The following is a 14,425-nucleotide window of genomic DNA, read 5'->3' on the forward strand; positions in this document are numbered from 1 at the left end:
GACGTGCGGGATGCCGTCCTCGTCCAGGGCCAGCCGTTGTGAGCAGGGCCGCGTCGAGCAGCACCGGGTGGATCCCGAGCCCGCGCGGCGGTCCGGCGTCCGCGTCGGGCAGCGCGATCTCCGCGTACGCGTCGTCGCCGTCGCGCCACACGGCCCGCACGGCCCGCAGGGCCGGTCCGGGATCCTGGCCGGTCTCCGCGAGCCGGGCTAGCATCAGGCCGGGGTCGGCGGGGACCGCGCCCGGCGGCGGCCACGCGGCGGCCCGCCAGTCCGGCGCCTCGCCGGCGGCCGCGGTGAGGAACCCGCGGGCGTGGCAGGTCGCGGCGGAGTGGATCGCCACCGTCCGGTGGCCGTGCTCGTCGGGCTCACCGACGCGAATCTGCACCGGCACGCCGTCCGGCGCCGGCATCGGCTCCTCGACGGTCAGCTCCCCGACCACCGGCGCGCCGGCCTGGCGTCCGGCCGCCGCGGCCAGCTCCACCAACGCGGTGCTCCCCCAGGGCTCGGCCCCGGCGGGCGTCCGGCCCGTCAGCAGCCACTCGTCGCCGCCGGGCAGGGCCACGGCGGCGGCGAGCACCGGGTGCTCCACCTTGGTCAGGCCGGCCGCGGCGACGTCCGCCGCCGCGCCCCGGGGCGGCAGCCAGTGCCGCTGCCGTTGGAACGTGTACGTCGGCAGGGTCACCCGCCGGCCGTACGGGTACACCGCCAGCCAGTCGATGCCGATCCCGGCGACGTGTGCCCCGCCGAGGAACGCCGCGAACGCCGCCGGTTCGTCCTCCCCGGCGCGCAGCGCAGCGAGGAAGGCGGCGCCGGAATCCTCGTCGAGCGTCTGCCGGGCCATGGCGGTCAGCACCGCGTCCGGGCCCAGCTCGAGGTAGCGCCGCACCCCCTGCCGGTGCAGCGCGCCGATGCCGTCGTGGAACCGGACCGCCTCGCGGACGTGGCGCACCCAGTACTCCGGGTCGGTCAGCTCGGCGGACGCCGGCTCGCCGGTCACGTTGGACACCACCGGGATCCGTGGCGGCGTGTAGCTCAGCGCCCGCGCCACCTGCCGGAACTCGTCCAGCATCGGCTCCATCAGGTGCGAGTGGAACGCGTGGCTGACCCGCAGCCGGGTCGTCTTGCGGTGCGCCCAGCGCGGCAGCCACTCCTCGATCGCGTCTAGGTCGCCGGAGACCACCACCGCCTGCGCGCCATTGACCGCGGCGACGCCCAACCGGTCGGTGAGGCCGGTCAGCGACTCGCGCACCTCCGCCTCGGACGCCTGCACCGCGGCCATGCCGCCGCCGGCCGGCAGCGCGCCCATCAGCCGGCCGCGGGCGGCGACCAGCGTGCTCGCGTCGGCGAGCGACAGCACCCCGGCCACATGCGCGGCGGCCAGCTCGCCGACCGAGTGGCCGATGAGCACGTCGGGGCGGACGCCCAGCGACCCGGCGAGCCGGAACAGGGCCACCTCGACCGCGAACAGCGCGGGCTGGGTGTACCGCGTGTCGTCCAGCAGGGCAGCGTCGGGGGTGCCGGGCGCCGCCTCCAGCAGGTCGCGCACCGACCGGCCGACGTGCGCGTCGATCTGGTCGCACACCTCGTCCAGGGCGTCCGCGAACACCGGGTACGCGGCCGCCAGGCCGGCGCCCATCCGGGCCCGCTGCGCCCCCTGGCCGGTGAACAGCACCGCCGTGCGGCCGGGCACGACCTGCCCGGGTGCGACGTCCCCGGCGGCCAGACCGGCCAGGCCCGCCAGCAGGCCGTCCCGGTTGGCGGCGGACACGGCGGCGCGGGTCCGCCACTGCGCGCGGGTGGTCGCCGCGGACAGTCCCACGTCCGGCAGAGTGGCGTCCGGATGCGCCAGCAGGTGTTCGCGGAGTTTGCCGGCCTGCGCCCGCAGCGCGTCCGGGCCGGTGGCGGACACCACGACCGGCGCGGGCCGGTGGACCGGCTCGGCCGGCGGCGTGGCGGGGGCGTTCTCCGGGGCGGCGGTCAGCACCATGTGGCAGCACGAGCCGCCGATGCCGAGCGAGGTCACCCCCGCCGCGACCGGCTGCTCGCCGGCCGGCCACCGCTCGTGCCGGTCGGCGACCCGCAGCCCGAGGTCGTCCAGCGGGATGCGCGGATTGGGGCGGCGGAAGTTCAGGTGCGGCACCAGTTCCCGGTGGTGGACGCAGAGCGCCGTCTTGATCAGGCCGGCGATGCCCGCCGCACCCTCCAGATGGCCGATGTTGGTCTTGACCGAGCCGACTACGAGCGGGGTGGCTCGCGGCGCCCCGTACGCCTCGCCGAGCGCCCGCGCCTCGATCGGGTCCCCGACCGCGGTGCCGGTGCCGTGCAGCTCCACGTACTGCACCTCGCCGGGTGCCAGCCCGGCGCGGCGCAGCGCGTCGCCGATGGTCCGCGCCTGCGCGTCCGCGCTGGGCACGGTGAGACCGGTGGGGTCGCTGCCGGTGCCGACCGCGCTGCCCCGGATGACCGCGTAGATGCGGTCGCCGTCGGCGACGGCCCGGTCCAGCGTCTTGAGCACGACGACGCCGCCGCCCTCGCCCCGGACGTACCCGTTGGCGCGCTCGTCGAAGACGTAACACCGGCCGTCCGGCGACAGCGCGCCGGCGGCGCGGGCGACGGCGGTGCTCAGCGGCGACACGTTGAGGTGGACACCGCCGGCGAGCGCCACGCCGGCCTCGCCCCGGGCGAGGCTCTCGCACGCCAGATGCACGGCCACCAGCGACGACGACTGGCCGTTGTATTAAGATCAGACTGGGGCCGCCGAGGCCCAGCGCGTACGACACCCGGTTGGCGATCATCGCTCGGCCCATGCCGGTCAGCGTGTGCCGGGTGACCTCGCCCGAGGACACCACCAGGTCGGCGTAGTCGCCCGCCATGACCCCGAGGAACACGCCGACCGGCGCGGACCCGGACTCCGGCACGACGATGCCCGCGTCCTCCAGCCCCTGCCAGGCCAGCTCCAGGGCGAGGCGCTGCTGCGGGTCGGTCTCCGCGGCCTCGCGCGGCGACATCCGGAAGAACGCGGCGTCGAACTCGTCGACCCCGTCGACGAACCCGCCACGCTCCGGACCGGTCGCCCGCTCCGGGCCCCGGTCCCTGATGGCGTCCACGCCCCCGCTCAGCAGGCGCCAGTACTCGTCCGGCCCAGACGCCGCCGGTGTCCGGGAGGCGATGCCGACGATGGCGACAGGCTGTCCGTGTGCGCGAGTCATCGCACCCCCGTCATGGGTAGTGTCCCTTGGTGTCCCCGGAGACTACGCAGGTGCTCCGCCGACCAGCCCGCGATGACCAGAACCTGTCAGAGTCGGGCACATCCGCGCCGCCCGCGCCGCCCCGGTGGCAGGTTGCGGTCCGTCCACGCCCCCGGTCTGTCGGGCAGGATGAACGGGTGTGCGAGGTAATCACCGGCAGTGGCGCCGCGGACCGGCTGGACGAGGTCGTCGCCCGCTACCGGCCGGGCCGGATCCTGGTGGTCGGCAGCCCACGCCGGGTCGCGGCGACCGGCGTGCTGGACCGGCTCGGCGGCCGCCCGGCGCGGGTGTTCGACGGCTTCCGCGCCAACCCGGTCCTGCCCGACGTGCTGGCCGGCGTCCGGATGCTGCACGAGGTCGGCGCGGACCTCGTCATCGGCGTCGGCGGTGGCTCCGCGATGGACACCGCCAAGATGATCCGCCTGCTGCCGCCCGACCCCGCTGCCGCGCTGGCGCTGCTGCACGGCGACCGCGAGCCTGACGGTGGGCACGTGCCGCTGATCGTGCTGCCCACCACAGCTGGCACCGGCAGCGAGGTGACCCCGTTCGCCACGGTGTACGTGGACGGCCGCAAACACTCGCTCGACCTGCCGGCGGTGCGGCCGGACGTCGCGCTGGTCGATCCCGGGCTGACCGCGGGTTGCCCGGCGGAGCTGACGTTCTCCTGCGCGTTCGACGCGCTGGCGCACTCCGTGGAGTCGTACTGGTCCGTCCGCTCCACCCCCGCGTCCCGCCGCCTCGCCGGCGCGGCCGCCCGCGGCCTGGTCCCTCTCCTCGCCGGCGGCCAGGAAGCTCTTCTGGCCGGCCGGGCCGACCTGTGCGCCCTGGCGACGACGGCCGGGCTGGCGATCAGCGAGACCCGGACTACGGTCGGGCACGCCTTCGCGTACCCCCTCACGATCCGGTACGGCGTCCCGCACGGCTTGGCGGCCGCGCTGTCGTTGTCGGCCCTGCTACCGGTGGCGTCGTCCGGCCGGGTCGAGGATCCGCGGGGCCCGGGCTTCGTCGCCGACCGTCTGGCCGAGCTGGCCGCGTTCTTCCGGGTGCCGACCGCCGGCCACCTGGGTCCCGCGATCCGCGACCTCATCGCCGTTGCGGGCTTCGCCACCGCGCTGAGCGCTTATGGCGTCCGAGCCACGGACCTGCCGTCCATCGCCGCCGAAGCGCAGGCTTCCAACCGAAGCGGAAACGCCCCTGTGGCGTACGACGAATCCACCGCCGTCCAAGCCCTGCGAGAGGCACTCGACAGCGGGGACCTGTCTGTTGGAAACTCGACTTCGCTGCCCCGCCTGGCCATTTCCTGCCGCCCTACAACGCGCCTGCGCTCTTGACACTTCTGCCGTCAAATTGTACGTGTTTAGAGGCCGCGCAATTAGTGCCTCGTCACGCAGCCATGAACGGGTGATCCGGGTGGCGGATCTTGGAGTTGATTGCGAAGCCGGTCTTAGGTCGAGCGTGTTGGTTGCGCCAGCGGATGTAGGCGCCGATGGCGGTGTCCTGCTCGGTGTGGGTGCGGTGGGCAGTGCCGTTGAGTGCGAGGTAGCGCACGGCGGCGAACTCGGCCTGGATCCAGTTCAGCCAGGACGCGTACGTGGGCAGGAACACCAGGTCGACGCGGTTGGCGGCGCACCAGGTACGGACTTCGGGGTGCTTGTGCGGGGAGAATTTGTCGCAGATCAGGCACAGCTTCTGGTCGGGCCAGTGGCGGCGCAGCACCTTGAGGAAGGTCAGGAACTCGCGCCACCGTTTGCCAGTTCCCAGGTGGCGGTCAGGGGGCCCAGGAAGGGTTGAGTGATCCATTCTTCGTTCAGGGGATGCGAGGTTTGGCGTTGCCAGGCCGCCCACCAGGAACCGCGAGAGAGAAGGGTCCAGCCGGTGGGGCGTCGGGATTCGCGGTGGTGGTGGCGAACGCGCCGTCGCCATCCTCAAGACCTGGAAGATCCTGACCAAGCTGCGCTGCTGCCCACGGCGCGCCACCGTGATCGTCCAGGCCATCCTCGTCCTACACGCCGTCGAAGACGACCGTTGCTCAGGATGAAAATGGCTCTATCAACTATCCACGGGTGATCACCACAACGCATCGACATCCCTTGCTCTCGCGGCCCGACGGCAGCCGCGACACCAACGCGAATCCTTGCAGTCGATAGCCACTTCGTCACAATGCGAGCTATGCGAATGCATGCCTGTTGATGCATGCATGTTGATAACATCAACCGAGACAGCAGCACCACACGGCTATCAACGCCCACGGGCAACACGACGCAGCTCGGGTCAGCCCATGCCGAGGACTTCTCGCAATACGATATCCGCCAGGGCAAGCAAACTGGAGTGATCCGGTTCCGGAATAGCGAAGTTCATTTTCATTGCGTGCTCCACGCAATCCCCATCCAACTCCAGATGATAATTCTTGACGTGGAACGACAAATCTTGCCGCCAGACCCAAGTTCCATCCGTCAGAATCGACGATCCTCCACTGATACGAGCATCGCCGCCAATCACGTCGGTTGTCGACTCCATGATGTCAATTAGCGGAATACCTGAGTCCAGGTAGCTGGCAACCTCGTCATCATGCCAACCAGTAATCTCTCTAATGGCGTCGATGATACTGTTCTTGAAAATGCTAAGACTGGCGCACTCGGTGCTGGTACCCGGTGGGCAGACCCGCTCGAGCAGATCCGTGTCGTACTCGTACGACCAGGTCAGCGCGGTGCCCGGGGCGCCCGGGGTGACCGGGTCGGTGGTGACCGTCGCGACGTGTGGGTGGGCGGCGCCCGCCGGGGTGGACCAACCGATCGTCAGGGTACGGTTCGACGTCACCGACCGGAGCTGGTCCACCCGCCCGTTGGTGTCATAGCGCAGGGTCAGCGCCCGACCGGACGCGTCGGTGACCTTCGTCAGGTGGAAGGCACCGCCGCCGGGCGACTGGGTGAACTCGTACCCGGTGGCGTCCTTGTCGGTCAGCGAGTAGCCGCCGGTGATCGCCTTGAAGACGGAGAACCGGCCGGACGGCGGGACCCACGTGCCGTCGTTGTTACGGCCGAACGACACATCCTGCCCGTCGGGATAGCGGATCGTCGCGGTCTGCAGCACCCCGGCGGCGTCCCGGTCCTCCCGGGCGCGCATGTCCAGCAGCGACGACCAGCCACGGCCGAACGCGCTGTCGGCGCGGGTGTCCAGGCTGTTGTAGTCCCGCGTGATCGACAGCGCGGGACCGACCGTGGCGACCTCGGCGTCGCTGTCCGAGGTGGTGTAGTTGCCGACGCCGGCTTCGTAGCCCTTGCCGCCGTTCTGGGCCAGCGAGGAGGTCACCGCCGGCTGCGGCACCTGCGTCGAGAAGGCGTACGTGACGGGGGCGGATGGTCCGGTGGACGGGTGGTCCGCCAGATGCGGCGGGAGTCGGCGAGCGGGTCTTCGGCGTCGAGGGGTGGATCATCCCAGATGCGGGTCCGATGGTGGGTGAGGTCGAACTGTGGCCAGCCGGGGTCTGCGGTGGCGGCGAATCCGGTCCATGCATGGCGGATCTGGCGGGACAGCGGCTCGAACGCGGCGGGTGGCGGCGTGCCGAGGAACCGGCTGGCGTAACCGGAGGTGGCGGTGCCGAAGATCAGGGGGATGTCGAGCCCGTGGCCGGCCCCCAGGCCTGGGCTGGACCAGGCGAGGTCGTACAGCCATGTCCGTCCGCCGGCTGCGGCGTGGGCTTGGGCGGTCCGGATGGTGGGGATTCGGACCAGAGCGTCGGACAGAATCGTGGTGAACACCTCGGCGTCGCCGGCGCGGGGATAGGCGCGCCGATACGCGTCAGCGCCCGCCGATGGCAGGCCGATGGCTTGTGCAACGGCGGCCAGGTCGACGTCGGGCGGTGGTGGTGGGCCCAGGCCGCGGTACTCCTCATGCGTGTACCCGCAAATGAGGTCCACGTCGCGGCCGGTCGCGATGGCCGCCCAGGCCGGTCCGGTGACCAGGTCGCCGTCGATGACGGGCGAGAAGGCGGACATCCCGGCCGCGCGGTCGCGAAGCGGCGTGTCCTGCACGGCGAGGATCGCCTCGGGCGTCAGGGCCGCGAACCCGTCCCAGGTGGCCGCCACGCCGAGGGCCCGGGCGATCGTCGTCGTGACGACTGCGGCCTCGATCCCGGTCCGGCATCCGGCGGGGATGCTCTGGGCGATGGCGCGGCGGAACAACCCGACCGCGGCGGGCGCGCCCACCAGTAGAGCGATGCACGCGGCGCCGGCGGATTGGCCGAACACGGTCACGTTCGTCGGGTCACCGCCGAAGGCGGCAATGTTGGACTGGACCCACTCCAGCGCCGCGATCTGATCGCGTAGGCCCCGGTTGTCCGCCACGCTGGGAAGGTGGCCGAAGCCTTCGAACCCGACCCGGTAGTTGACGGTGACCACCACGACACCACAGCGGGCCAGCGTGGCCGCGTCGTACTGGGGCATGCTCGCCGCGCCGTGTTTCCACAGCCCGCCGTGGATCCACACCATCACCGGCAGAGCAGCCGCGCCGAGGTCCGGGCTCCACACGTTCAGCGACAGACAGTCCAGGCCGTCGCCGGGCCGCCACGCTGACGGCGCGCCCGGCGCGGGGGCCAGCTGAGGTGGGGCGCATCCGAACTGCCCACAGTCGCGGACGCCGTCCCACGCCGACGCCGGCACCGGTGGCCGCAACCGCAGCGGCCCCTGCGGCGCCGCCGCATACGGTATGCCTTTGAACGCCGCGACTCCGCCGACGTCACGCCCACGGACTCGCCCCAGCCCCGTGGCCACCACCGGCTCCGTCACGACCGCACCTGCCGAGCGGGCGTGGAGGTGCCCGATCCGGACGGGCCTCGACGTCGTCCGGCCCTTCTGCGCGTTGGTGTGCCGTTGTCGTCCGGCGCCGCGATCGCCGCGCGCACCAGGCGGAAGAACAGGGCCCTGCGCTCTTGCCACACCTGCGGGTCCGCACTGACCTTCATCAACCCGTCCGCGGCCGCCACCAGCAGCCCCGCGATGTCCTCGGCAGTGGCCTCGACGGCCGACAGCTGCACCTGACCCGCCGCCACCGCCGCGTTCAGCGCTGCGGTCAGCCTGGTCACCAGTTCCGCGTGAGCGTCCCTGACGATGTCACTGGCAACCCCGAGCCCGGCGTCGAGCAGCTCCCCACGGTGGACGCTCGACGAAACCTGCGCCATCAACGCCCCGATGTACGCGGCCATCGCGGTGTCGATGCGTGCCACCACGTCGTCCGGCGCGGCCAACGCCGCATCAACCCGGTCGAGCGCCCAGGAGTGCGCCCGCCGCGACCCCGCCCGGAACAGCTCTTCCTTCGTCGGAAAATGAAGGTAGAGCGCGGCACGAGACATACCGGAGGCGCGGGCGACGTCCTGCATGGTCGTCTTGCCGTAGCCGTACTGGCAGAAGACGCTCATTGCGGCATCCAGGATCTGTTCGCTCCGATCGCTTGTCACGCCAGCAGCTTGTCACGCTGGACAATGATCGTCAACATGTCTAGTCCTGCCGAGGGTCGAGGTCGATGCCGTGGTGTGAACCCTGTTGAGCTGCTGCGCGAGCAGATCGAGGGCGCGTCGCCGGATGTGGGTGTTGGTAAGAATCGCGACACCAGAGGCCAAAAAGATGATCTAGGTGTGAGGGCTGGCATCTCAAACGGCGGCAGTAGCGCGCGCCTTCCCGCACACCTCCAGGAGCGGCAGGCCGGCCGCGTACCGCCGGAAGAAACCGGCGGTCGGGGTGTCCGCCGTCGCGACGGTGTCCGGAGTGCCTTCCGCGACCACCGCACCCCGTTCGGACCGGCTCCCGGCCGCTTCACCAGATCTCTCGTCACGTGGCTGGTCCCGATGCGGCCCGTGCTGCGGATCAGGACTGGGACGCCGCAGTGAGCTTCGCGATGTCGGGGGCGTAGACGGTCATCCAGTGCGGATGCAGCCGGTAGTAGACCACGTCGTTTTCCCAGTCGAAGAAGTCGTCGCCGCCGTAGAAGTCCTTGAAGTACGCGAGCAGGTCGGGCCAGTCCGCGGCCGGCTCGCCGTCCTGGGGGTTGAGGATCTCCACCTTGCCGTGCGTGAACACGCCTAGGTCCTCACCGCGCATATGCGCGGCGCTGACGGCGGGCCGCGCCGCGAGATGGCGCGCCTTGGCGGCGTTGCGCGCCGTGCCAAAGTGCCACTTCCCGTGCAGGAAGTGCCCGTCCACACCGCTGATCCGTGGCTCGCCCTTCGCCGTCACGGTGGACAGGGCGAGGGTGCGCATGCCGGTGAGGACCTGGGTGAGCTGCTCCGCGGTCAGTGTGCTTTCAGCCTTGATGATCGAGCGGAGGTGCGAGGTGGAGCGGGAGAGGGAGGCGTCAAGGAGGGCCTGAAGCTCTTGGAGATCTTCTGAAGTTTCGCGCATGGAGGTCCTTATCTGTCCCATATGTATCCGTGGTGCCCAGTCCGCGCCGTCGACGCCGACCGGTGAAGCCATACTCGACCCAAAGTCTGACACCTTGTGTCATATTTCTTCCTCTGTCTTGCGGACATCACCGCCCCGGTAATCATCGGCAGGATGCCCGGCCATGGATCCCCTAACGAGACGCCAGCACAGACGCCGATGGCCGAGCCCCCACACCACCTACCAAGATCCACTATTTGGCCCCTGGTGCCGCCGTTCTTACCAACACCCCGATGTGTTGCAGGCGATGATCAAGACGTTCGCGCAGGCGTTGATGTCCGCTGAAGCAGACGCGATCTGCGGCGCCGGGTATGGGCAGCGCAGTGACGAGCGGGTGAACTCCCGCAACGGCTACCGGCAGCGCAAGTGGGACACTCGGGCCGGGACGATCGACCTGGCGATCCCGAAGCTGCGGCAGGGCTCCTACTTTCCGGACTGGCTGCTGACGCACCGGCGGCGGGCCGGCGTCGACCGGTTCCGGGCCGGCCACCCGGTGAAGGTGACGGATGCCCTGTTCGGTCTCACCCCGAGCAGCCGGGACGGGTCGCCGTCGTGGATCCGCGTGGACGACGCGCATCTGATCGGCGACGACGTCACGCCGGCAGTCCGCGACGGCGTCGGCATCGACCGGCGCTCGGCCAGCGCCGCCGCGAACTACCTCCACACCCGCCAGGTCCTGCCGGCCGGAACCAGGTTCGCACTGCGCCTGGTCGCCGACACCCCGACCGCCCTGCACGACGCCACGATCCGCGGCGCCGACCTGTCCGACCCCGCCGGCCTGGTCGCCTGGCTCACCGGGGCGGCCCCGGCCAGGCCACATCCACCTGCCAAGGACACCTCGCCGCAGGAAGTTCCGCATGACGGCCGGCTGCGGGTCGCCGTGGCCTGGCGGCCGATCGGGCCGCTGCTGGTCCGCGACTCGCTGCCCGGCACCGTGGTCGCCACGCTGCCGCTGACCGACACCACCGCCGACGGGACGGTGCGGCTGCTGCTGCCCGGCTCGTCGATCCGCGGTGCCGCCGCGCAGGCGCCGTGCCCGTCATGAAGTGTTGTCGGGAACGAGACACCCGGCGGCGTTGCGACCGTGGTCGGTCACCTCGCAGGATCACACCCTCAACGCCATGACGGACGCTGCTTCCCAGTACGTGGCGCTACGCCTGGGGAACCGGCGGAGGCACGGCGGTCGCCCACCTACTCGACGGGAGCCGAACCATGAGCCGGCGGAAGTCCCAACCTGAGGAGAGCGACCCCTCAGTCGGGCGGCTGGTCCTGGTCGAGTACTACCTCACCGAGGACCGGGCGTTGATCTTCTTCATCACTGCGGAGTCCGCCGAGCCTGAGCTGGTGACCGTGCCGGTGGACGCCCGACAGCTCGACGAGCTGGTGGTGCCGATGGTGCACGCGCTGGACCGGGTGGCCGAGGATCCGGCCGCGCTGGAACAGGCCACCACCGTCCTCGGCGATCCGATACTGGTCGGTCTGGTCGCGCCGATCTTCGACCGGATACGGCCCGGCGACTGGATCTACCTGGTGCCGCACGGGCCGCTGCACCGGGTGCCGCTGCACGCCGTGCCTTGTCAGGGTGTGCGGCTGGCCGACGCGCACCCGGTGGCCTACACGCCGAGCGCCTCGGTGCTGCGCTACTGCCAGGCCAACCGGCGTGGTGACCGGTCGACCGCACTGGTGGTCGCCGACCCGCCCGGCACCGAACCGCTGACCTTCGGGCAGGTGCACGCCACCGCGCTCAGCGGAAGGTTCGACTGCGACCGGATGCAGGGCGCCGACGCCAGCCGGGCCGAACTGCTGCGTCGGCTCGGCGGCCCGGCCCCGGACGCGGTGACCGCTGACGCCGGCCACCGGCCACCGCCGGGGATCCTGCACGTGGGTGCGCACGGCGTGTTCGACCCGGAGGAGCCAATGGGTTCCGGTGTCGAGTTGGCCGACGGTCGCCTCACCGCCACCGACATGTTCGGGATGCGACTGACCGGGACCCTGGTGGTGCTGGCCGCGTGTCGTACCGGTGTCTCCGACACTCGGCCCGGGGACGAACTGCTCGGCCTGATCCGGGCCCTGCTCTACGCCGGTGCACCGGCCGTGCTGGTGAGCCTCTGGAAGGTCGACGAACTCTCCACCGCGATGCTGCTCGACGAGTTCTACCGGGGCCTCGGCGACGGGCTGCCAGCCGTAGTGGCGCTGCACCGGGCCCAATCGTGGTTGCGCCGCCGGACCATCGCAGACCTCCTCGCCTACGTCGAGCAGGCCCGGGACCGCGCCGGGCCTGACCACCCGGCGGCGTCGCGGCTTGCCCTCGCCGAGGCGCGGATCCGACTGGTGGCCCGGGACTTCGTCGGCGCGACCAACGCCGCGCAGGCGGCCCTGACGCTGGCCGGCACCGATCGGGACCGCCGGCGGGTGGAGAACGTCCTGCATCGGGCCCGCTTCCTGGCCGGGGCGGGTGTCCGGGTTCCGGTCGACCTCGGTCGCCGGTTGTACGGCAGCTTTTTCTTCTGGGCGCCGTTCGTCCTTGTCGGAGACTGGGACTGACCGGGTGGGACGCGACAACCGACCGGCGGGGCGAGACAGCCTTCGACCGGTGGACCATGGACCCGACCGGCAAACCAGGAAGGAACCGGGAGCGTGAGCCTGACCGCACGGGATCTGATGTGCACCGACCATTGTGTCGTCGAGACAGACTCCGCGCCGCCGGACCGGGCCGACGAGCTGACCCTGGGGGTCGATGAGCGGGGGACACCACGCTGGGTGGTCGGCCCGGGCGGTCGGGGTCCGGCACTGCTCGTCGCGGCGTCGACACCGGTGGACGAGCTGTTGACGTCGAATGCCCTTGTCCGGCTGCTGGACGAGCATCTCCCGGCGCTGGTGGTGGTCGACGACTCCGGGCGTCCGGTTGGTGTCGTTCCCGCCGAGGCGCTCGGGGAACAGCTGTTGCGGCAGTTGGACGGCGACAAGTGGGCGGCCTACGGCACCGACGTGCTGGCGCCCCCGGATCCGGGTGTCATGGGTGATCCGCTCCTGGCCGGGCGGCTGAGGCCCCCGACGGCCCCGATCCGGATCTTCTGCGCGTATTGCGGAGCACTCAACCACCTCGACGAGTTCCCGGAGCCGGACCGGGACTGCGCGGCCGGTGGGCACCGGCTGGAACCGGACTGGCGGTGACGGTGGGCGCCCTCTTCGAGTCCGCGACCGCGCTGCTGGACCGTCGCCAGCTGACTGCGGTGTGGCTACCGCTGCTGGTGTTCGTCGGCACGCTGGGCACGGTGGCCGTGGCCGGGGTCGGGTGGGGGACGGCCCGCACCTGGTGGAGCGGGCTCGGCGCCGAGGGCAGCGCCGCCCTGGTCGTCGCGCTGGCCCTGCTGACCATCCTGCTCGGACAACTGCTGACCGCCTGGCGCACCGGTCTGATCCGGCTGTTCAGCGGCTACTGGCCGGCGCTGCCCGGCCTGACCTGGCTCGGTCGGCAGCTGACCGCCCGCCACCAGCGGGTGCACGCCGGTCGGACGGCCGGGGACCCGACGCTCTTCCTCGGCTATCCGCGACGGGCGGACCGGGTGCTGCCCACCCGGCTCGGCAACGTGCTGCGCGCCGCCGAGGAGCACGCCGACCGGTACGGCCTGGACGGGGTGGCGGCCTGGCCGAGGCTCTACGTGGTGCTGCCCGAGCAGTTCGTCGCCGCCTTCTCCGGCGCTGCCACCAGTCTGGAGGCGGCGGTGACCATCAGTGTCCTGGGCGCCGTCTTCGCACTGCTCGGTGGCGGGCTCGCTGCGGCACTCCTGCCCTGGTACGGCGCCGTCGCCTGCGTGTGGGGCGGGATCGGCGTCGCGCTGCTGGGCTACCGGGCGGCGGCGCGGGCGGCGGTGCCGTACGCGCAGCTGGTCCGGACCGCGTTCGACGTGCACCGGTTCGCGTTGCTGGAGGCGATGCGGCTGGAGTTGCCACCGAGCTTCGGCGCGGAGCGGGAGCAGTGGCGCCAGCTCGGCAAGGTCTGGTATTCCGGTTGGCCGGACAGTGACCGCGCTTCCGCCCTGCGGTATCCGCAGCCGGTCGAGCAGGCGGAGTCGGCGGAACTCACCGGGCCGAGTCGACCGGCGTCCACCGTGTCGTCGGAGGTGTCGCAGCAGCCGGAAACAGCCACCCCGTCGCCCGCGAGTGCTCCGTCGGCCGTCGCCGCGCCGGGCCCCGCAGGTCGGCGCTGGCTCCTTCCGGTTCGGGCGGTCGCGCTCGTGGTCGTCCTGCTGCTCGGGGGCGTGGCGGCCATCGTCGCCACGAGCCGTGCCGGTAGCACACCGGTGGCCGCCCGGGCGGTGCCGGCGTTCCACGTGCTGGCCGCCGCCGACGTGCGGGGACGGCCCGACAAGAAGGAACTCGACGAGCTCCTCGGCCGCTACACCGTTCGTGCCGTGGCAAAGGGCCGGCCGCTGCTTACCCGGGAACTGGGGCCAAAGCTGCCAGGTGGGGCGCTGGCCGGTCGCACCGTCGTGGCGGTGCCCGCCACCGGCCTGGCCGATCGGATCGGGCGGGGCGAGCGGGTGACCCTGGTGGTGGTTCCGGCGGCACCGGAGACGGGGCCGCCGGCACCTCCGGAGCGCTTCGTCGACGTGCTGGTGCTCGACCGGCTCGACCGCGATCCGCGCCCCCTGGTGGTGGCCGTCCCCAGCACCCGGCTCGACCGACTGCTGGCCCTCACCGCCGGTGGCGCGGTGCACGTCGTCGTCGATTGACCGCCCGCCA

10 protein-coding genes and 3 pseudogenes are annotated in these 14,425 nt (G+C 71.7%); 6 read left to right on the forward strand and 7 right to left on the reverse strand.

The features are described 5' to 3' along the window. Together MCAG_RS35600 and MCAG_RS36125 are read right to left on the reverse strand one after the other, a co-directional pair. A partial coding sequence (locus MCAG_RS35600) for a type I polyketide synthase (protein WP_255348977.1) occupies positions 1-2,707 on the reverse strand: 2,707 nt, incomplete at its 3' end. 46 nt (positions 2,708-2,753) lie between these two features. Continuing rightward, positions 2,754-3,209 (reverse strand): annotated as a pseudogene (locus MCAG_RS36125) (polyketide synthase); the annotation flags it as partial. A 176-nt stretch (positions 3,210-3,385) separates the two neighbouring features. Here MCAG_RS36125 and MCAG_RS29540 point away from each other — a divergent pair. After that, positions 3,386-4,579: a phosphonoacetaldehyde reductase gene (locus MCAG_RS29540; RefSeq protein WP_050777874.1), complete on the forward strand. Its 1,194-nt coding sequence runs from the start codon at positions 3,386-3,388 to the stop codon at positions 4,577-4,579. Positions 4,580-4,631: 52 nt separating this feature from the next. Here the strand turns inward: MCAG_RS29540 and MCAG_RS04880 are convergent, their stop codons facing one another. After that, positions 4,632-5,171 carry a transposase gene (locus MCAG_RS04880; RefSeq protein ID WP_369751354.1) on the reverse strand — a complete coding sequence of 180 codons (540 nt, stop codon included), beginning with the start codon at positions 5,169-5,171 and terminating at the stop codon, positions 4,632-4,634. Between MCAG_RS04880 and MCAG_RS32200 the strand changes: the two are divergent. Then, positions 5,152-5,286 (forward strand): annotated as a pseudogene (locus tag MCAG_RS32200) (IS5/IS1182 family transposase); the annotation flags it as partial. The gene MCAG_RS04880 and the pseudogene MCAG_RS32200 overlap by 20 nt on opposite strands. 233 nt (positions 5,287-5,519) lie before the next feature. Here the strand turns inward: MCAG_RS32200 and MCAG_RS04885 are convergent. The 4 genes from MCAG_RS04885 to MCAG_RS04900 form a co-directional block, all read right to left on the reverse strand. Next, positions 5,520-6,557 (reverse strand): DUF6531 domain-containing protein, encoded by a 1,038-nt coding sequence (locus tag MCAG_RS04885; protein WP_157547898.1) that lies wholly within the window; start codon positions 6,555-6,557, stop codon positions 5,520-5,522. After that, positions 6,554-8,032 (reverse strand): carboxylesterase/lipase family protein, encoded by a 1,479-nt coding sequence (locus tag MCAG_RS04890; RefSeq protein ID WP_198141503.1) that lies wholly within the window; start codon positions 8,030-8,032, stop codon positions 6,554-6,556. Before MCAG_RS04890 ends, MCAG_RS04885 begins: the two co-directional genes overlap by 4 nt. Then, on the reverse strand, positions 8,029-8,700 hold the full coding sequence (locus tag MCAG_RS32205; RefSeq protein ID WP_007071860.1) for a TetR/AcrR family transcriptional regulator: 672 nt from the start codon (positions 8,698-8,700) through the stop codon (positions 8,029-8,031). The genes MCAG_RS04890 and MCAG_RS32205 overlap by 4 nt, the downstream gene beginning before the upstream one ends. A 406-nt stretch (positions 8,701-9,106) precedes the next feature. Beyond that, positions 9,107-9,640: a pyridoxamine 5'-phosphate oxidase family protein gene (locus tag MCAG_RS04900; RefSeq protein ID WP_007071861.1), complete on the reverse strand. Its 534-nt coding sequence runs from the start codon at positions 9,638-9,640 to the stop codon at positions 9,107-9,109. A gap of 274 nt (positions 9,641-9,914) precedes the next feature. Between MCAG_RS04900 and MCAG_RS33425 the strand changes: the two are divergent. From MCAG_RS33425 to MCAG_RS04920, 4 genes and pseudogenes are all read left to right on the forward strand, one after another. Then, positions 9,915-10,142 (forward strand): annotated as a pseudogene (locus MCAG_RS33425) (transposase); the annotation flags it as partial. Between the two features lie 749 nt (positions 10,143-10,891). Continuing rightward, the gene (locus MCAG_RS04910; RefSeq protein ID WP_036372386.1) at positions 10,892-12,223 is read left to right on the forward strand and encodes a CHAT domain-containing protein; all 1,332 of its coding nucleotides are present in this window, start codon (positions 10,892-10,894) and stop codon (positions 12,221-12,223) included. A gap of 93 nt (positions 12,224-12,316) precedes the next feature. After that, on the forward strand, positions 12,317-12,853 hold the full coding sequence (locus MCAG_RS04915; protein ID WP_007071864.1) for a hypothetical protein: 537 nt from the start codon (positions 12,317-12,319) through the stop codon (positions 12,851-12,853). Further along, complete coding sequence (locus MCAG_RS04920; RefSeq protein ID WP_007071865.1) at positions 12,850-14,415, forward strand: hypothetical protein; 1,566 nt, start codon at positions 12,850-12,852, stop codon at positions 14,413-14,415. The genes MCAG_RS04915 and MCAG_RS04920 overlap by 4 nt, the downstream gene beginning before the upstream one ends. The last annotated feature ends 10 nt before the right edge of the window (positions 14,416-14,425 follow it).

This window comes from Micromonospora sp. ATCC 39149 (assembly GCF_000158815.1).
Taxonomy (GTDB): domain Bacteria; phylum Actinomycetota; class Actinomycetes; order Mycobacteriales; family Micromonosporaceae; genus Micromonospora.